This is a genomic window from Streptosporangium becharense, from assembly GCF_014204985.1.
GTDB lineage: Bacteria > Actinomycetota > Actinomycetes > Streptosporangiales > Streptosporangiaceae > Streptosporangium > Streptosporangium becharense.
Genome location: NZ_JACHMP010000001.1, coordinates 3,511,726 through 3,528,830, shown reverse-complemented (window position 1 = coordinate 3,528,830; position 17,105 = coordinate 3,511,726). Strand labels below are relative to the sequence as shown.

At 71.5% G+C, this 17,105-nt stretch carries 17 protein-coding genes; 11 read left to right on the top strand and 6 right to left on the bottom strand.

The genetic code is table 11. The features are described 5' to 3' along the window. Position 1 precedes the first annotated feature (1 nt). The 4 genes from sp36 (at position 2) to F4562_RS15280 (ending at position 2,438) form a co-directional block, all read left to right on the top strand. Positions 2-157 (top strand): Sp36 family protein, encoded by a 156-nt coding sequence (sp36, locus tag F4562_RS34235; RefSeq protein WP_221206082.1) that lies wholly within the window; start codon positions 2-4, stop codon positions 155-157. Beyond that, positions 154-612 carry a RidA family protein gene (locus tag F4562_RS15290; protein WP_311733791.1) on the top strand — a complete coding sequence of 153 codons (459 nt, stop codon included), beginning with the start codon at positions 154-156 and terminating at the stop codon, positions 610-612. Before sp36 ends, F4562_RS15290 begins: the two co-directional genes overlap by 4 nt. A gap of 201 nt (positions 613-813) precedes the next feature. Then, a complete protein-coding gene (locus F4562_RS15285) occupies positions 814-1,650 on the top strand; it encodes an NUDIX hydrolase (RefSeq protein ID WP_184537440.1) in 837 nt (278 codons plus the stop codon). Beyond that, positions 1,647-2,438, top strand: a complete 792-nt coding sequence (locus tag F4562_RS15280; RefSeq protein ID WP_184537442.1) for an MBL fold metallo-hydrolase — start codon at positions 1,647-1,649, stop codon at positions 2,436-2,438. Before F4562_RS15285 ends, F4562_RS15280 begins: the two co-directional genes overlap by 4 nt. Positions 2,439-2,585: 147 nt before the next feature. On the opposite strand, the gene F4562_RS15275 is transcribed toward F4562_RS15280, so the two are convergent. Further along, a complete protein-coding gene (locus F4562_RS15275; protein ID WP_184537444.1) occupies positions 2,586-3,308 on the bottom strand; it encodes a Crp/Fnr family transcriptional regulator in 723 nt (240 codons plus the stop codon). A gap of 45 nt (positions 3,309-3,353) precedes the next feature. On the opposite strand from F4562_RS15275, the gene nth reads away from it, so the two are divergent. Further along, positions 3,354-4,073: an endonuclease III gene (gene nth / locus F4562_RS15270; protein WP_375782450.1), complete on the top strand. Its 720-nt coding sequence runs from the start codon at positions 3,354-3,356 to the stop codon at positions 4,071-4,073. Positions 4,074-4,159: 86 nt separating this feature from the next. After that, positions 4,160-4,801 carry an NUDIX hydrolase gene (locus F4562_RS15265; protein WP_311733792.1) on the top strand — a complete coding sequence of 214 codons (642 nt, stop codon included), beginning with the start codon at positions 4,160-4,162 and terminating at the stop codon, positions 4,799-4,801. Here the strand turns inward: F4562_RS15265 and F4562_RS15260 are convergent. Then, positions 4,751-5,302 carry a HEAT repeat domain-containing protein gene (locus F4562_RS15260; protein ID WP_184537447.1) on the bottom strand — a complete coding sequence of 184 codons (552 nt, stop codon included), beginning with the start codon at positions 5,300-5,302 and terminating at the stop codon, positions 4,751-4,753. The genes F4562_RS15265 and F4562_RS15260 overlap by 51 nt on opposite strands. Positions 5,303-5,374: 72 nt before the next feature. Here F4562_RS15260 and F4562_RS15255 point away from each other — a divergent pair, with 72 nt between their 5' ends. Beyond that, entirely contained in the window at positions 5,375-6,574 is a 1,200-nt protein-coding gene (locus F4562_RS15255) for a MarP family serine protease (RefSeq protein WP_184537449.1), read from the top strand. A 26-nt stretch (positions 6,575-6,600) separates the two neighbouring features. Here the strand turns inward: F4562_RS15255 and F4562_RS15250 are convergent, their stop codons facing one another. The 4 genes from F4562_RS15250 to acs form a co-directional block, all read right to left on the bottom strand. After that, on the bottom strand, positions 6,601-7,041 hold the full coding sequence (locus tag F4562_RS15250; protein ID WP_184537452.1) for a DUF309 domain-containing protein: 441 nt from the start codon (positions 7,039-7,041) through the stop codon (positions 6,601-6,603). After that, positions 7,038-7,961 (bottom strand): alpha/beta fold hydrolase, encoded by a 924-nt coding sequence (locus tag F4562_RS15245; protein WP_184537454.1) that lies wholly within the window; start codon positions 7,959-7,961, stop codon positions 7,038-7,040. Before F4562_RS15245 ends, F4562_RS15250 begins: the two co-directional genes overlap by 4 nt. Then, entirely contained in the window at positions 7,958-8,431 is a 474-nt protein-coding gene (locus F4562_RS15240) for a phage holin family protein (protein ID WP_184537456.1), read from the bottom strand. The genes F4562_RS15245 and F4562_RS15240 overlap by 4 nt, the downstream gene beginning before the upstream one ends. Before the next feature lie 921 nt (positions 8,432-9,352). Beyond that, a complete protein-coding gene (acs, locus tag F4562_RS15235; protein ID WP_184537457.1) occupies positions 9,353-11,338 on the bottom strand; it encodes an acetate--CoA ligase in 1,986 nt (661 codons plus the stop codon). A 580-nt stretch (positions 11,339-11,918) separates the two neighbouring features. Here acs and F4562_RS15230 point away from each other — a divergent pair. The 4 genes from F4562_RS15230 to F4562_RS15215 all read left to right on the top strand — a co-directional run bounded on the left by F4562_RS15230 (position 11,919) and on the right by F4562_RS15215 (position 16,758). Beyond that, on the top strand, positions 11,919-12,662 hold the full coding sequence (locus F4562_RS15230) for a Fic family protein (protein ID WP_184537459.1): 744 nt from the start codon (positions 11,919-11,921) through the stop codon (positions 12,660-12,662). A gap of 1,023 nt (positions 12,663-13,685) precedes the next feature. Continuing rightward, positions 13,686-14,732 (top strand): septum site-determining protein Ssd, encoded by a 1,047-nt coding sequence (gene ssd / locus F4562_RS15225; protein ID WP_184537461.1) that lies wholly within the window; start codon positions 13,686-13,688, stop codon positions 14,730-14,732. Next, positions 14,729-16,054 (top strand): TadA family conjugal transfer-associated ATPase, encoded by a 1,326-nt coding sequence (locus tag F4562_RS15220; protein WP_246473440.1) that lies wholly within the window; start codon positions 14,729-14,731, stop codon positions 16,052-16,054. Before ssd ends, F4562_RS15220 begins: the two co-directional genes overlap by 4 nt. Further along, positions 16,051-16,758 (top strand): type II secretion system F family protein, encoded by a 708-nt coding sequence (locus tag F4562_RS15215; protein WP_184537463.1) that lies wholly within the window; start codon positions 16,051-16,053, stop codon positions 16,756-16,758. The genes F4562_RS15220 and F4562_RS15215 overlap by 4 nt, the downstream gene beginning before the upstream one ends. Positions 16,759-17,105: the final 347 nt, after the last annotated feature.

The following is a 17,105-nucleotide window of genomic DNA, read 5'->3' as shown; positions in this document are numbered from 1 at the left end:
CATGACGAAATGGGAGTACGCGACGGTGCCGCTGCTGGTTCACGCGACCAAGCAGATCCTCGACAACTGGGGCCAGGACGGCTGGGAGCTCGTCCAGGTCGTGCCGGGGCCCAACCCCGAGCAACTGGTCGCCTACCTGAAGCGGCCCACGCAGTGACGGCCGAGGAGAGGCTGGCCGAGCTCGGTCTGACCCTGCCGCAGGTCGTGCCGCCGCTGGCGGCGTACGTGCCGGCGGTTCGCACCGGTGACCACGTCTACACCTCGGGTCAGCTCCCGATGGTGGACGGCAAGCTCCTGGTCACCGGCAAGGTCGGTGCGGAGGTGAGCGCGGAGGAGGCTCAGGGGCTCGCGAGGATCTGCGCGCTCAACGCCCTCGCCGCGGTCGCGTCGGCGGCCGGCGGGCTGTCGAACATCGTGCGGATCGTCAAGGTCGTCGGTTTCGTGGCCAGTTCCGCCGACTTCACCGGTCAGCCGCAGGTGGTCAACGGAGCGAGCGAACTGCTCGCGGAGGTCTTCGGCGAGCAGGGCAGGCACGCCCGCAGCGCCGTCGGCGTCACCGTCCTTCCGCTGGACGCGCCCGTCGAGGTCGAGCTGATCGCCGAGGTGCGCTGACGTCCGAGGTGCGCCGACGCCTGAGGACACCGGCCGCCGGTGCGCGTCGGCGGTCGGCGTTCCCGGCGCCGGTGTGCGGCGACGGTCGGTGTGCGGCGGCCGGAGATGGGAACAGGACGCCGGAACCCCGGCGATTGTCCGGGACGGAGCCGTGCCACATGATGGACCTGCAACCGAGCGATGTTCTGGTGGAGGGTCGGAATGGGCGGTATCCCGCTTCCCGGTGAGCTGGGCGAGCATGCACGCGGCATCCTGGCCGGGCAGGTGAAACCCGTCCCGGCCAGGGACGCCGCGACGGTGGCCCTCCTGCGCGAGGGCTCCGGCGCCGTGGAGGTCTACCTGCTGCGCCGCAAGGCGAGCATGGCCTTCGCGGCGGGGGCCTACGTCTTCCCCGGCGGGTCGCTCGACCCGCGTGACGCCGACCAGGCGATCGCCTGGTCGGGGCCGTCCCCCGCGGCCTGGGGTGAGGTCTTCCGCGCCGACGAGCGGACCGCCCGGGGCCTGGTGTGCGCGGCCGTGCGGGAGACGTTCGAGGAGTCGGGCGTGCTCCTCGCCGGAACCCCCACCGGATCCGTCGTGGCCGACACCACCGGGGACGACTGGGAGGCCGACCGGCTCGCGCTGATCGACCGGACCCTGTCCTTCGCCGACTTCCTCGGCAGGCGCGGCCTGGTCCTCCGCTCCGACCTGCTGCGGCCCTGGGCACACTGGATCACCCCCGAGGTCGAGAGCCGCCGCTTCGACACCCGGTTCTTCGTCGCGGCCCTCCCGTCCGGTCAGCGCACCCGTGACGTCGGCGGCGAGGCCGACGAGGTCCTCTGGGCACGGCCCGCCGACGTGATCACCCGCGCGGCGGAGGGCCAGATCTTCCTGATGCCGCCGACCCACCGCACGCTCGGCGAGCTGGCCGCGTACGAGAAGGTCGCCGACGTGCTCGCGACCGAACGTGAGATCGTGACGTTCATGCCGAGGATCGCCGAGGTGGACGGGGAGATGCGGATCGTGCTCGACGACGGCTACCGGTTCGGTGGCGTGTGAGCGGGCTGCGGATCCCCCTCACCGGGCCCGACGGGGCGGGTACCGAGCACGCGCTGAACCTCCTCGCCCCCAACCCGTCCGAGATGACCCTGGACGGCACCAACACGTGGGTGATCGGCGACGGGGAGGAGACACTGGTCGTCGACCCGGGGCCGGACGACGAGGGGCACCTCGCCAGGGTCGCCGCCCATCTGGAGGGCCGCCGGGTCGTCGCGATCCTGCTCACCCACGGGCACCACGACCACAGCGGCGGTGCCGCCGCCTTCGCCGCCCTGGTAGGCGCGCCGGTACGGGCCCTGGACCCGGCGCACCGCCTGGGCGAGGAGGGGCTCGGCGACGGGGACGTGCTCGTGGCCGGAGACGTGGAACTGCACGTGGTCGGCACGCCCGGCCACTCGTTCGACTCGCTCTGCTTCTGGCTGCCGCAGGACCGGGCGATCCTCACCGGCGACACCGTCCTCGGCCGGGGCACCACGGTGATCGCCCCGGACGGTGACCTGGCCGACTACCTGCGCTCCCTGGACCTGCTCCGGGCCAGGGTCGAGCAGGTCGGCGCGGAGGCGTTGCTGCCGGGTCACGGCCCCGTGCTGCCCAACCCGATCGGAGCGCTCGACGGCTACGTCGCGCACCGACGGCGGCGGCTGGACCAGATCCGGGCGGCACGGGAACGGGGGGCGGTCACACCCCGGCAGATCGTCGAGATCGTCTACGCGGACGTGGACGAGTCGCTCTGGTCCGCCGCCGAGATGTCGGTGCGCGCGCAGCTCGCCTACCTGGACGGGCTCTGACACCGCCCGCTCCGGCTCCGCGACCGTCCCCGGCCGAAGCCCCGGCTCCGAGACCGCCCGTCCCGTGCGGGACGGGCGGCATGGCCCATGACAGGCCCGTCCCTCCCACGCGCCGGAGCCACCCGGGCGGGGCGGCCGGCGACACGGTCAGCGCGAACGGTTGTGCAGGCGGTCCATATCCATGATGACCACGGCCTTGGCCTCGATGCGCAGCCAGCCGCGCTGGGCGAAGTCGGCCAGCGCCTTGTTCACGGTCTCGCGCGAGGCGCCGACCAGCTGGGCCAGCTCCTCCTGGGTGAGGTCGTGGTGGACGCGGACGCCGTCGTCGACCTTCTGTCCGAAGCGGTCGGCCAGGTCGAGCAGGGCCTTGGCCACCCGGCCGGGCACGTCGGTGAAGACCAGGTCGGCCAGTACGTCGTTGGTCCGGCGGAGCCGCTGGGCCAGGGCTCGGAGCAGGTGCAGGGCCACCTCGGGGCGGCCGGTCAGCCAGGGACGCAGGTCGTCGTGACCGAGGCCGGCCAGGCGGACGTCCGTCAGCGCGGTGGCGGACGCCGTACGCGGACGAGGGTCGAACAGGGACAACTCGCCGAACATCTCGCCGGGGCCGAGCACGCTGAGCAGGTTCTCCCGGCCGTCGGGCGCGGTGCGGGAAAGCTTGATCTTCCCTTCGAGCACCACGTAGAGGCGGTCGCCGGTCTCGTTCTCGCTGAAGAGGGTCTGCCCCTTGGACAGTTCCACCTCGGAGACGCTCGTGCGCAGCGCGGCGGCGCCCTCACGGTCGAGCGCGGCGAACAGAGGGGCTTTGCCCAGCACGTCGTCGGTGTTCACGGTGCCTCCTGTTTCACGGCTCACGCAGTAATTGTGACCCATTCCACCGCACGACTCTCCGGCGGCCCTTGAGCGTAGGCTGTCGGGGTGCTCCGCAACGCCAGTCCATCCGGGGAGTCCCGGCTCGCCTTGGTCCGCCGAGCTCGGCGGATGGCCCGAATTCTGGCGGAAACCTACCCCGACGCGCACTGCGAGCTCGACTTCGGCAATCCGCTGGAGTTGCTGGTCGCGACGATCCTGTCCGCGCAGTGCACCGACAAGAGGGTCAACACCGTCACACCCCGCCTCTTCGCCAGGTACCCGGCGGCGGAAGACTACGCCGCGGCCGACCGGGCCGAGCTGGAGGAGATCATCCGGCCCACCGGGTTCTTCCGGGCCAAGGCCGCCGGCATCATCGGGATGGCCCAGGTCCTGTGCGAACGCTTCGGCGGCGAGGTCCCGGGCCGGCTGGAGGACCTGGTGACGCTGCCGAGCGTCGGCAGGAAGACGGCCAACGTCGTGTTGGGCAACGCTTTCGGCACGCCGGGGCTGACCGTCGACACCCACTTCCAGCGGCTCGTCCGGCGGTTCGGCTGGACCGCGGAGACCGATCCGGTGAAAATCGAGCAGGTCGTCGCCGGACTCATCCCCAGGCGCGACTGGACGATGACGTCCCACCACCTGATCTGGCACGGCCGCCGCGTCTGCCACGCCCGCAGGCCAGCCTGCGGCGCCTGCCCGCTCACGACGCTCTGCCCCTCGTACGGGATCGGCCCCGCCGACCCGGTGGAGGCCGCCAGACTGGTGCGTCCCGGCCCCTTCTCGTGACCGCTCGCGGGTTTCCCGCCTTCCGCCGGCCGAGACCGGGAAGCGGGTGGCGGGACGGCGTGTTGCAGAAGACCGGAGGTGTGCCCGTGGAAGTCCCTGGGTGGCTGGAGACGCTGGCGGAGCGGGTCGCGCGGATGCAGGTTCCCCCGTTGCTGCGTCCACCGGCGTCGGGCGGGCGACCGGCCGCGGTGCTGCTGTTGTTCGGGGAGGGGCCGTTCGGGCCCGACGTGCTGCTCATCCAGCGCAGTTCCCGCGGACGCACGCACGCGGGCCAGCCGGCCTTCCCCGGCGGCGGGGTCGACCCCGACGACGGCGGCCCGGTCGCCGCGGCGCTGCGTGAGGCGGAGGAGGAGACCGGTCTCGACCCGGCCGGTGTCCACGTGGTCGGGACCATGCCCGAGCTGTACGTCAGCCGCAGCGACAACCGGGTGACCCCGGTACTCGCCTGGTGGCACACGCCCTGCGTGGTGCACGCGGCCTCCCCCGACGAGGTGGAGTCGGTGGAGCGGGTCCCCATCCGGGAGCTCGTCGACCCGGCCAACCGGCTCAGGCTCCGCCACCCCGGCGGTCACTGCGGGCCGGCGTTCCGGGTGCGCGGGCTGCTGGTGTGGGGGTTCACCGCGGGAGTGCTCGACGGGGTGCTCGCCGGCTCGGGGTTCGCGCTTCCCTGGGACCACTCACGGGTCGAGGATCTTCCGCCGGACGTCCTCAACCTCGCGTCCCGTTGACAGGGCGAGCCCGAGACACGCCCAGTCGGCCACGTCGTCGTCCGGATCGTGGATCAGCCGCCGCAGGGCGGCCAGCCCGGTCGGGTCGGGCGGACTTCCCATGATGTTGGGCAACGCGTACGCCGCGCCGTACCGCACCCCCGGATCGGGATGCTCGGCCAGGGTGATCACCGACGGCAGCGCGCGGCGGTCCCTCAGGTGCCCGAAGGCGATCAGCACCGAGTAGAGCACCAGGCAGTCGTCCTCGCGGGCGGCCAGGGCACGCAGCACCGGCAGGCTCCGGTCGGCGAAACCGAGCCGGCCCAGGATGTCGACTCCGAGCATGCGCTCGGCCGGTGTCTCGCCCGCGCACAGGCGCCTGGCCGCGTCGAAGGTCTCCAGGTCGCCTCTGCGTTGCAGCTCCTCGATCGCCTGCCAGCGGATCACGCCGTCCTGGTCCCGGTCGCGCAGCGCGGTCTCGATGAGAGCCGCCACGGGCGCCGACCCCCCGATCGTTGCCATCCGGCCACGATAACGGCACAGACCTCCGACAAGGTGTGCACGCGCGGGGCGACGTCTGGATAACGTAAAGGAGTGACCGGTGATCTCCTCGACCTCGTCCTGATCGCGTTGATGGTGGCCTTCGCGGTGTCGGGGTACCGCCAGGGATTCATCATCGGAGCCCTGAGCTTCGTCGGTTTCGTGGGCGGCGGCCTGCTCGGCATGTTCATCGCCCCGCCGATCGCCGGAGCCCTGGTCGACGGCGACACCGAGCGCGCGCTGCTGGCGATCGTCATCGTCTTCCTCGCCGCCACGATCGGGCAGTTCGCCTCCTCGACGATCGGCGCCGTCGTCCGGAGTCACGTGACCTGGGAGCCCGCCAAGGTCGTCGACGCGGTCGGCGGCACCTTCGCCAGCGCCTTGTCGGTCCTGATCATCGCCTGGCTGATCGGTTCCCTGGTGGCCTCCTCGCACTTCACCCTGATCAGCGAGCAGGTCAACAAGTCGTTGCTGCTGAGCACGGTCGACCAGGCGCTGCCCACCGCCGCCAAGGAGTGGCAGAAGCCGTTCAAGAACTTCATCGACACCTCGGGCTTCCCCAAGGTGTTCGACGCGCTCGGAGCCGGTCAGTTCGTCGAGGTCGCGCCGCCCGACCGGAGCGTGGCCACCGGCAACCGCTACCTCTCCCGGGCCCGCCGGGGCATCGTCAAGGTCCAGGGCGTCGCGTCGAGCTGCCGTAAGCACATCGAGGGCACCGGGTTCGTCTTCGCCCAGAACAAGGTCATGACCAACGCGCACGTGGTCGCCGGAGTCGACCAGAGCCTCCAGGTCACCGACTACACCAACCGGTCCCACGCCGCCCGGGTCGTGCTCTACAACCCCGACCGGGACATCGCCGTCCTGCACGTCCCCGACCTGAACATGCCGATCCTGCGCTTCGACGGCACCGCCAAGAAGGGCGCCGACGCGATCGTCGCGGGCTTCCCGCACGGCCAGGGCTACACCCTGCGTCCGGCCCGCATCCGGGTGCAGCAGCGGGCCAAGGGCTTCAACATCTACGAGGACAAGACCGTCTACCGCGACGTCTACGCGATCCGCGGCCTGGTCCAGCAGGGCAACTCCGGCGGTCCGCTGCTCACCCCGGAGGGGAAGGTCTACGGTGTCGTCTTCGCGGCGGCCCTCGACCAGCAGGAGACCGGCTACGTCCTCACCGCCGCCGAGGTCGCGCCGGACGCCGAGGACGGCTCCAAGCTGTTCAACCGGGTCGGCACCCAGGAGTGCGACCAGAACTGACCGGTGCCCGGGGCCGCGGGCGGGGCCTACAGCAGGGCCTCGACCCTGGCGATCGCCGCGTCGGCCTCCAGCTCGTCGAGCAGGTAGGCAGTCTTCGCGAGCCGCTCGTACGACATGCCGTACCGGCTGATCCGGTCGGCTCCGCGCGCGAACAGCGCCGCGGCTCCGCGCCGGTTGCCCCGTTGCAGGTGGGTGAGGCCGACGCAGATCTGCGCCAGCCCCTGCCACAGCTCCCGTTCCTCCTGCGGGGAGTTCTTCCAGCGTCCTTCGAGCACCTCGTGGGCGTGGAACGGCCGTCGCTCGCCCAGCAGCCGCCGCGCCTCGGCCAGGGCCTCCTCCGCGCTCGGGGCGTAGTCGTCGGGGACGCGTTCGACGCCTTCGGCGCCGTGTGGCAGCGGGCGTCCGAACGCGTCGCGAGGCCGCTGGTTCCTGGGCCTGCCGTCGGAGTCGCGGTCGCGTCCGTTCACCGGTCGGCCTCCGGGTCGGCGAGCCAGCGGACCAGCTCGGCGTCGAACTCCTCCGGGCGCTCCTCGTGCGGGAAGTGCCCGGCGCCCTCGACCAGCCGCCACTGGTAGGAAGCCGTCACGTAGCGGCCGGAACCCTGGGCGGTGCGGGGCAGCACGTGCCTGTCGAGCGCGCCGTGCACCTGCAGGGTGGGCACGTTGATCTGGGCACGCATGGTTCTCGCGTAGCGCGTTCCGTCGGGGCGGAACTGGGAGCGGCCGAACCAGCGGTGGTACTCCAGCGCGCAGTGCGAGACGCTGGGGATGCGGAACGCCTCACGGTAGGTCTTCGAGACGTCCTCCTCCGGCCAGCCGGGCCCCGACCACTGCTCCAGCAGCCGCCCCACCAGGGCGCCTCCAGCGGCGGTCAGCCGGCGCTCGGGGAGCAGCGGCAACTGAAAGCCCAGCGCGTAGCGGGCCGCCATGAGCTGGCCGAACGGCTCGCCGAACAGTGCGCTGCGCAGCCTGCGCGGGTGCGGTGCCGACACCGGGACCAGCCGCAGGACCACCTTGGGGTCGGTCACGGCCATCGTCCAGGCGATCAGGCCGCCCCAGCCGTGGCCGACCACGATCGCTCCGGTCTCGCCCAGCGCGCGGATCAGCCCGGCCGCGTCGGCGGCCAGGGTGTACAGGTCGTAGCCGCGCGGCGGTTTGTCACTGGCGCCGTAGCCCCGCAGGTCGACGGCGGCGGCGCGGTATCCCGCCGCGGGCAGCGAGACGAGCTGGTGACGCCAGCTCCACCAGAACTGCGGGAAGCCGTGCAGGAGCAGCACCAGCGGTCCCGTACCGGCCTCCACGACGTGGAAACGGGTGCCGCCGGCGTGCACGGCGCGGTGGGTCCAGGGACCCTCCACCGCGACCAGGGACTCGTCGGGCCGGCTCACCTGGTCGGTCTCACCGGCTCGCGGTGGCTGCCGACCTGGCCCGCGGTGGGCGGGGCCGCAGGGGTGGGAAGACCGGGTGCCGTCTCGCCGCTCTTGATCGTCTTGAGCGAGCGCAGGGTTCGCTTCATCCCGGTGAGACCCTTGAGCCGCCGGATGCCGACGAAGACCAGCAACCCCGCCACGATCAGATAGAAGACGGTGACGATCGTGAAGGCCAGCCATGTCCACACGCCCAGGGCGACCAGGCCGTACGCGATCGCGAACGAGGCGAGGATCAGGCAGAGGTGGCCCATGAAGGCGGCGGCGCCGAAGAGGCCCGCGGCCATGCCGACCCGTTTGGCGTCGAACCTGAACTCCGCCTTGGCGAGTTCTATCTCGGCACGGACCAGGGTGGAGATGTGGTCGCTGGCGGCGGCGACCAGCGCGCCCAGCGACTCCTCCTGCGGTTCCGCGGGCGGGTTTTCTGTCATCGAAATCCTCCAGTATGGAGATCCCGGGCTTCAGCCGCGGGGAGGAAACGCGTAACGGTAACGGAACGTGCCTGGTACGGTACCGACTGTCCGGCGGTGAGCACCATGCCGCCGCACTCCACCGGCCGGCCCGCGCGATGCGGGGCCGGCGGAGGCCGGGTGAGAGCCGGCCCGGGTCCGGAACCGGGGCGACCGTCGGCGAGGCGGGAGACCCGGCCCGTGCGGGCCGGAATCCCTTGGCTTCTGCCGTGTGGCGGCTGGCAAGGACGATCTCCCATCGAAGGTCGGTGTCAACCATCATGCTGCGCTGTGGCGGGATCACGCGCGCGGCGTGAGGCTCTCCGGGACGACGCGAATACGACCGGCCATCCGGTCTGACGGGGTCTCTTCTCGCCGGAGTCGCGGTGCACGCGGGTCGACACGCCGGGAAGCTACCCCGGCGGCGGTCGGGTGAACACCGTTGCGGGGCATGAGACCTCCGGGAACACAAGGGGGCGTCCCCCACCGGCCGACCGGGCTTCCGGCACACCTGATCACCAGACTACAGAAGTCCACGGTGAAGATCCCGGCCGGGTTCGCGCGCGGCGGGGGCGGTGCGGAAGAGCCGGCCCGCAGCCGGGGACACGGTACGGGCGAGCGGGGAGGCCGACCACGAAGGACGGGCGGCGGGGCCGTTCTCCCCGGCGCCGGGGAGAACGGCCCGGTCGGCGGGGGCATGCGGAGGGCACGGCCCCCGTCGCCGGAGGCCGCGCCCGTGGTGTGCTCACTGCTTGTATGCCGCGCCGCGGGTCCCGGGTGCCCCTGAACGCCTCCCGGGGCCTTGTCGTCCCTTCGGTGCCCGTTCGCCGAGATACCCGCCTGGCCCGGCCTGGCCCGGTCGGTCGCGGCCCCGGCGGGAGACACTCGTCTACATCGTCCCGGTCAGTCCTCGCTCTTGGCGCCGGGCAGCTTCGCGGAGATCAGGTTCATCACCGCGCTGTCGGCCAGCGTGGTGACGTCGCCGATGCTGCGGTTCTCCGCCACGTCACGCAGCAGGCGGCGCATGATCTTGCCCGAGCGGGTCTTGGGCAGCTCCGGGACGACCAGGATCTGACGCGGCTTGGCGATCGGGCCCAGCGTCTTGGCCACGTGGTTGCGGAGCTCGGTGGCGATGTCCTCGCTCTCCTCCACACTGCCGCGCAGGATCACGAACGACACGATGGCCTGGCCGGTGACCGGGTCGGTCGCGCCGACCACCGCCGCCTCGGCGACCTTCGGATGCGAGACGAGCGCCGACTCGACCTCGGTGGTGGAGATGTTGTGCCCGGAGACGAGCATGACGTCGTCGACCCGGCCGAGCAGCCAGATGTCACCGTCCTCGTCCTTCTTGGCGCCGTCGCCGGCGAAGTACATGCCCTCGAAGCGGGACCAGTAGGTGTCGATGTAACGCTGGTCGTCGCCCCAGATCGTGCGGAGCATCGACGGCCACGGGTCACGGATGGCGAGGTAACCGCCGCCGCCGTTGCCGACACTGTTGCCCTGGTCGTCCACGACGTCGGCGGTGATGCCGGGCAGCGGGCGCATGGCGGCGCCGGGCTTGCCCTCCGTCACGCCGGGCAGCGGACTGATCATGATGGCGCCGGTCTCGGTCTGCCACCAGGTGTCCACGACCGGGGTACGGTTGCCGCCGATGTGCTCGCGGTACCAGACGTAGGCTTCGGGGTTGATCGGCTCGCCGACGCTGCCCAGGATCCGCAGGGACGACATGTCGTACTTTGCGGGAATGTCGTCACCCCACTTCATGAACGTGCGGATGGCGGTCGGGGCCGTGTAGAGCAGCGTGACCTTGTACTTCTGCACGATCTCCCAGAACCGGCCGCGGTGCGGGGTGTCCGGGGTGCCCTCGTAGATGACGCTGGTCGCGCCGTTGGCCAGCGGGCCGTAGACGATGTAGGAGTGTCCCGTCACCCAGCCGATGTCGGCGGTGCACCAGTAGACGTCGGTCTCGGGCTTGAGGTCGAACACGGCGTGGTGCGTGTAGGCGGTCTGGGTCAGGTAACCGCCGGTGGTGTGCAGGATGCCCTTGGGCCTGCCGGTCGTCCCGCTGGTGTAGAGGATGAAGAGAGGGTGCTCGGCGTCGTGCGGCAGGGCCTCGTGGACGTCCGGCTGCCGCTCGACGAGGTCGTGCCACCAGACGTCCTTGTCGGTCCACTCCACGTCCTGGCCGGTCCTGCGGACCACCAGCACGTGCTCGATGCCGGGGCACTCCTTCAGCGCCTCGTCGACGGTCGGCTTGAGCGCGCTTGGCGCGCCGCGGCGGTAACCGCCGTCGGCGGTGATCACGATCTTGGCGTCCGCGTCCTTGATGCGACCGCTGAGCGCGCTCGCGGAGAATCCACCGAACACCACCGAGTGGATCGCGCCGATGCGGGCACAGGCCAGCATCGCGATCGGCAACTCGGGGATCATCGGCATGTAGATCGCGACACGGTCGCCCTTGCCGACGCCCAGCTCCCGCAACGCGTTGGCGGCCTTGGCGACCTCGCGCTGCAGGTCGGCGTAGGTGAGCGTACGGCTGTCGCCTTCCGGCTCACCCTCCCAGTGGTAGGCGACCCTGTCGCCCCGACCCGCCTCGACGTGGCGGTCGACGCAGTTGTAGGCGATGTTGAGCTCTCCGCCGACGAACCACTTGGCGAAGGGCGGGCTCCAGTCGAGGACGCTGTCCCAGCGCTTCGACCAGGTCAGCCGGTCGGCCTGCTTCTCCCAGAAGGCCAGACGGTCCTTCTGGGCCTCGGCGTAGGCGTCGGCGGTCACGTTCGCGGTCGCGGCCAGGTCGGCGGGAGGGGCGAACCGTCGGGTCTCGTGGAGCAGGTTCGACAGGGTCTCCTGGGTCTCACGCGACTCGGAACCAGAGGTCTCCGGGGCCACTACGCACTCCTTACGTACTGCTGTCGGGTCGTGTTCCACTTCACCAGGCCAGCGGTCCTCGCCACAAGAGGTCTAGACAGGTCTGTACCAAGTGGTGAGGAGATGGCATATACCTACAAATTGCCTTGATAGTGATATGAGATGGTTAGGAAGCGTTGCGTTTTCGACACCTTAGGAAGGTAGAGGGCGTTATTCAACGCGCGTTATCACGGCGGTGCGCCGGGCGGCGGGATGCGTTCGCTGAACGGTTTCCCCACCGCCTCCCGTACCGCTCGTCGCATGCCTCCCCACGCCCTCCTCCTCGCTCCTGCCTTCGACGCCGTCCTGGTCACCGCCTTCATCTTCGCTCCCGCCGTCGTCCCGGTCACCCTCCCGGCCTCCGTCACCGCTCCGGTCCCCGCGGCCGGCCCGGTCGCCACCCGTGGCCTGCGCCGCCTCCTCCGTCCACCCGGCCGTCGGATTCCGCCCGTTCGCGGGACGTCTTCGTCGTCCGCGCCATCGCCGAAGCCCTCTCCGGTAGCTCCCCTACCGCCCGGTAAGGTCGGGCACCGTGAGCGACCCATTGGCTGTCATCGCAGAAATGCCCGAGGTGTCCGAAGCGGTCGCCGGTGCGCGCAAGGCCGTCGACCGGCTTTACGGCCACCGCGTGCTCCGGCGCAAGAGCCCGGACGTGTCGGCCAGGTCGGCGCTGCGCGGTGCCCGCGCGTCGGCCGCACTGGCGGGTGTCGACGTTCCCCTGGAAGCCGTCCCCGAGGCCACCGACCCCGTGATCCAAGGCGCGTTGCGCGTCTCGGCGGAGCTGGGACGGCTCGGCGCGACCTGGCGCACCGCACCCCGTCAGGTGCTGGCCAGGCTGCACACACTCGCCGCCACAGGCCTGACGGAAGACCTCGGCCGTCCCCGCTCCGTCTCCGTCGTGCCGGACCCGCTCGGCCTGGGGCCCGCTCCCGGCCCCGAGGAGACGGTGGCCCGGGTGGACGGGCTGGTCGGCCTGGTGACGTCCTCCTCCAAGGCGCCCGCACTGGTGCTCGCCGCCATCGTCCACGCGGAGTTGATGGTCCTGCGTCCCTTCGGGACGGCGGACGGGGTGGTCGCACGGGCGGCGGAACGGTTGACGCTGGTGGAGTTCGGTCTCGACCCCAAGTCGCTGGTGGCCGTCGAAGTGGGGCACCTCGAACTCGGCCCCGCGTATGCGGACGGTCTGCGGGCCTATCTCAGCGGCACCGCCGACGGCGTGGCGACCTGGGTGCGTCACTGCGCCTCGGCGGTCACCCTGGGCGTGCGCGAGACCACGGCGATCTGTGAGGCCATGCAACGAGGTTGAGAGCCTTGGGGCAACGAGGGCGAGGGCGTCGAACGCGCCGTCCGGCGGACGTGGTCGCCATGGTCCGGCTGGTTCGGGGTGAGCCGGGTCCGGCCGGGGAGGAGTTGGGCCGGTTGCCGGGATCATGGGGCGTGGTTGATCATGGAACGCTGTCGATCAGGGACATCCGTGACATCCGCCCCCAGTAAAGCGGACGACGCCCCTGGGATGGGGCGCCGTCGCCGGCACGCTCCACCGGGTTACCAAGCGTGCACCTCATAATCATTGGAGCGGGACAAGCCCGATCCAAAGTGCCTCCCGCGGCTGACGGCGCGTGGGTACCCGGGGTCGTGCCCGGACAGGTGGTCCGTGCAACCTTTGTACGCCGGATCCAGGCTGGTGGGAACCCCCGGCGTCAAGACCTTTACGGATCGGGGGGCATAAAAGGATGAACCATCCCGTACGTCTTCTCGCTCTGCGAGGCCGCCGATCGTCGTCCGGACGGGCCGGATCGAGACGCCGGATGCGCTCACCGAGAGTGGTCGCCATCGGAGCCGGGGATGGGAGTGATCGCAGCCCGATGTCACGGAGACCGGGTCGTTACCTTAAAAAACCAGCAGAAATCAAAGATTTCTCCTCGACGAAACTTGCGTGGATCGGGCAGCATGAGGTGGTATCTCCGCATACTGGAGTAACTGTGCATGGGTTTGCATTGCGATCCCCTTGCCAGGCTCCGGTCGGCTGTTGAAAGCTTTCTTCTGAAACGGGACCGGCTCTACCCCCCCAGAGCCGGACCGCTCGGCGACCCCCGCTCTCCCCCCCGGCGGGGGTCGCCCCTTTTCCCCCGCCGTCCCGGCCTTCGAGTCGCCGCGGTTTTCCACAGGCGGAGGCGCTTGCCGCAGGTCTGTCCACAGAATGGTGTTCGGCTTCCCGGGTAGGGGGGCCCGTCCCGGAAGCTGGGCCTCCCGCAACCCCGGGAGCCCCGCCGAGAGCGCGAACACGCCTTGTGACCCCGGCGGGCTCCCGCGTCCCAGGGAGGCACCCGTGGACCGCCCGCTGGTCATCACCGAAGACCATGATCTGCTTGACGATCTACTCCGCGTCGCTGCCGCGGCCGGAGCGGAACTCGACGTCACCCACGTGCCCGCGCACGCCCGCCCCTACTGGAACCGTGCTCCGCTGGTGGTGGTCGGCGGTGACGTGGCCGACGCCCTGGCCGCCGTCGGGCCGCCACCCCGTCCTCGTGTCTTCCTCGCCACCCGCACCCCCGAAGATCCCGACATGTGGCGCAAGTGCGTCGCGGTGGGTGCGCAGGCCGTGCTGGAGCTGCCCTCAGCCGAGCGGCGGCTCGTCGACGAGTTCGCCGACGCCGTGGAGCCGCCCACGCGGCCCGGAGCGGTGGTGTGCGTCGCGGCCGGGCGCGGCGGCGCCGGAGCCAGCGTGCTGGCCGTCTCACTGGCGCTGACCGCCTCGCGGCGCCGCCTCCGCACCCTCCTCATCGACGCCGACCCGCTCGGTGGTGGCCTGGACGTCCTCCTCGGCCAGGAGGAGTGCGACGGGGCGCGCTGGTCCGACCTGGTCGCCAGGGAGGGGCGGGTCAGTTTCACCGCGCTCCAGGCGGCGCTGCCGACCTTCGCCGGGCTGACGGTGCTCTCCTTCCACCGGGGCGAGGTCGAGCCGGTCCCCGCCGAGGCCATGCGCTCGGTCCTCGAAGCCGGGCAGCGCGGTTTCGATCTGGTGGTCGTCGACCTGCCCCGCTACCTCGACCAGGCCGCGGTGGAGGTGCTCGGCCGGGCCACCAGCACCCTTCTGGTCGTCACCGCCGACGTGCGGGGGGTGCTCGCCGCGGCCCAGGTGCTCGCCGGGTTGCGTAAGCACACCGGCGAGGTGCGGGCCATCGTGCGTGACGGCGTGCTGGACCATGAGGTGGTGACCGGCTCACTCGGCGTGCCGTACGCCGGGAGCATCCCCGATCAGCCACGCCTCACCGCCATGCTCAACCGCGGTGACGTCCCCCCGACCGGTCGCCGCACCTCCCTTGGCCGGTTCTGCGGCTCGTTCCTCGACGCCGTGCTCGGGCCGGACGCATGAGACGGGCTGAGAACACCACCGCCGTTCCGCCCGAGCTGGTGGAGGCGGTCCGGTTGCGGTTGGCCCACGCCGGGGTCGAGCCCAGTGCCGCGCACGTCGCGGTCGCGCTCCGTGCCGAGCGGGCGATGCTCGGTGACGCGGAGATCCTGGCGGTCGCCCGGGTCCTGTGCGCCGATCTGATCGGCGCCGGTCCGCTGGAGCCGCTGCTGGCCGAGCCCGAGGTCACCGACGTTCTGGTGAACGGCCCTCGCGAAGTGTGGGTCGACGACGGCCGCGGCCTGCGCCTCACCCAGATCGTCTTCCCCGACGAGGACGCGCTCCGGAGACTCGCCCAGCGTCTCGCCTCGGCCGCCGGCAGACGCCTGGACGACGCCTGTCCCCACGTCGACGCACGTCTCGCCGGCGGCGTCCGGCTCCACGCGGTTCTCCCACCTGTGGCACCCAACGGCACCTGCCTGTCCCTGCGGCTGCCACCCCGGTGCACCTTCACCCTTCCCAACCTCGTCGCGGCGGGTGCCGTCCGGGCCGACTGCGTGCCCGTCCTTACCGCGGTGATCGAGTCGAGGCTCGCCTTCCTGGTCACCGGCGGCACCGGAACCGGGAAGACCACGATGCTCTCGGCCCTGCTGTCGCTGGCGGATCCCGGTGAGCGGCTGTTGCTGGTCGAAGACTCGGCCGAGTTGAGGCCGCTCCATCCCCATGTGGTGCGCCTGGAGTCCCGCCCGCCCAACATCGAGGGCGCGGGCGGCGTGGGCCTGCGCGACCTGGTCCGCCAGGCCCTGCGGATGCGTCCCGACCGCCTCGTGGTCGGTGAGGTCAGAGGTGCGGAGGTCGTCGACCTTCTGGCGGCGCTCAACACCGGCCATGAGGGTGGTTGCGGCACCCTGCACGCCAATACGGCGACCGACGTGCCGCCCAGGCTTGAAGCCCTCGCCTGCGCCGCCGGTCTCAGCAGGGAGGCGGTCCACAGCCAGATCGCGGCGGCCCTCGACGTTGTGATCCACCTCGTCCGCGACCACGCCGGTGGCCGTCGCCGGGTCGCTGAGATCTGCATGATGATCCGCCGCCCCTCCGGTCTGGTCGACGCCGAGCCGGCTCTCACGTTCACCCCGGACGGAGGTGTGGTCGCCGGCCCCGGTCTGCCTACACTGGCCGCCCGAGCCCCGGGCGTCCTGCTTCCCGTCGCCCTCCGCCGCAGCCCTTACACCTCCTCGCGTTCGGTGCGCTCTTCCACGACCGGCGGTCCACCACCCCCGGGCCGCCCGCTCCGCCCGCCCACGCTGGAGAGCCCGGCTGCTCCGGCGCGGAGGGAGGGGCCATGACGGCGGGAGCGGTGCTGGCGCTCACCGCCGTGGCGGTGTGGCTGTGGACCGGCCCCGATCGCGGGACCACCCGTCTGCACCGGATGAACCGGCGCGGTCCGGCCATGTCACACTCCCTGCGGGAGAGATTCGCCCGCCGCTCTCGGCCTGCGGGGCGTGCCGCCGCGTGGCGGACCGCGTCGATCGAGCTGTGTCAGGGGCTGTCGGCCGAGCTGTCCGCAGGGCGGACCGCCGGTGAGTCGCTGGCCCGTGCGGTTCAGGCCGCGAGTTTTCCCGACCCCGTGGTCCTGCGTCCACTGGTCGCGGCGGCACGAGACGGAGGTGACGTCCCCGCCGCCCTGCTCGCGGTCGCTCCCGAGGAGGGCGGCGAGGCTTTCCACGCCCTGGCCGCCTGCTGGAAGGTCAGCGTGACCACCGGGGCGGGCCTGTCCGTCCTCGTCGAGCGCGTCACCGCCTCCCTTCGCGAGGCACAGGCGCACCGTCGCAATGTCACCGCCCAGCTCGCCGGCCCCCGGGCCACCGCCCGGCTCCTGGCGGGCCTGCCCGTTCTCGGCATCACGATGGCGGCAGGCCTCGGCATGCGCCCGTTGCATTTTCTCTTCGGTGGCCCGGCAGGCGCGGGATGCCTGATCCTCGGTCTCGCGCTCGACGCCTGCGGCCTGTGGTGGACCCACCGCCTGGTGGTTCGCGCACAGCGGGCCTGACCTGGGCCTGACCCCATGGGCCCTGATCTGGGCGTGACCCCATGGGCCTGACCCGATCCTGTCCTCATGGGCCCTGACCCGGGCCTGACTCCGGCTGGCCGGAGTCAGGCCCACCACCGCGCGGCCGACTGGGTTTATGCGGGCTCATCCGGCAGGTCGAGGGCGGGTGACCGGCTGAGGTCGTGCAGCCATCGAGGACATGTGGTCGGCAGGTTGAGATCGTATGGCTGGCTGAGGTCCTGCGGCTGGCCGGTCGAGACCGTGCGGCCGGTCGAGACGGGAACTGAAGCGAACACAGGGAGGATCCCATGATTGGTTGGCTGGCCGTGGCGCTCGCCGCGATCGCC

Bases quoted from the DNA above. Each gene is read 5' to 3' on its own strand.
- F4562_RS15215 (WP_184537463.1), top strand. From the start codon at position 16,051: ATGACGGCGGGAGCGGTGCTGGCGCTCACCGCCGTGGCGGTGTGGCTG.
- F4562_RS15240 (WP_184537456.1), bottom strand. From the start codon at position 8,431: ATGACAGAAAACCCGCCCGCGGAACCGCAGGAGGAGTCGCTGGGCGCG.
- sp36 (WP_221206082.1), top strand. From the start codon at position 2: ATGACGAAATGGGAGTACGCGACGGTGCCGCTGCTGGTTCACGCGACC.
- F4562_RS15230 (WP_184537459.1), top strand. From the start codon at position 11,919: ATGCCCGAGGTGTCCGAAGCGGTCGCCGGTGCGCGCAAGGCCGTCGAC.
- F4562_RS15275 (WP_184537444.1), bottom strand. From the start codon at position 3,308: ATGGGTCACAATTACTGCGTGAGCCGTGAAACAGGAGGCACCGTGAAC.
- F4562_RS15285 (WP_184537440.1), top strand. From the start codon at position 814: ATGGGCGGTATCCCGCTTCCCGGTGAGCTGGGCGAGCATGCACGCGGC.
- F4562_RS15220 (WP_246473440.1), top strand. From the start codon at position 14,729: ATGAGACGGGCTGAGAACACCACCGCCGTTCCGCCCGAGCTGGTGGAG.
- F4562_RS15260 (WP_184537447.1), bottom strand. From the start codon at position 5,302: ATGGCAACGATCGGGGGGTCGGCGCCCGTGGCGGCTCTCATCGAGACC.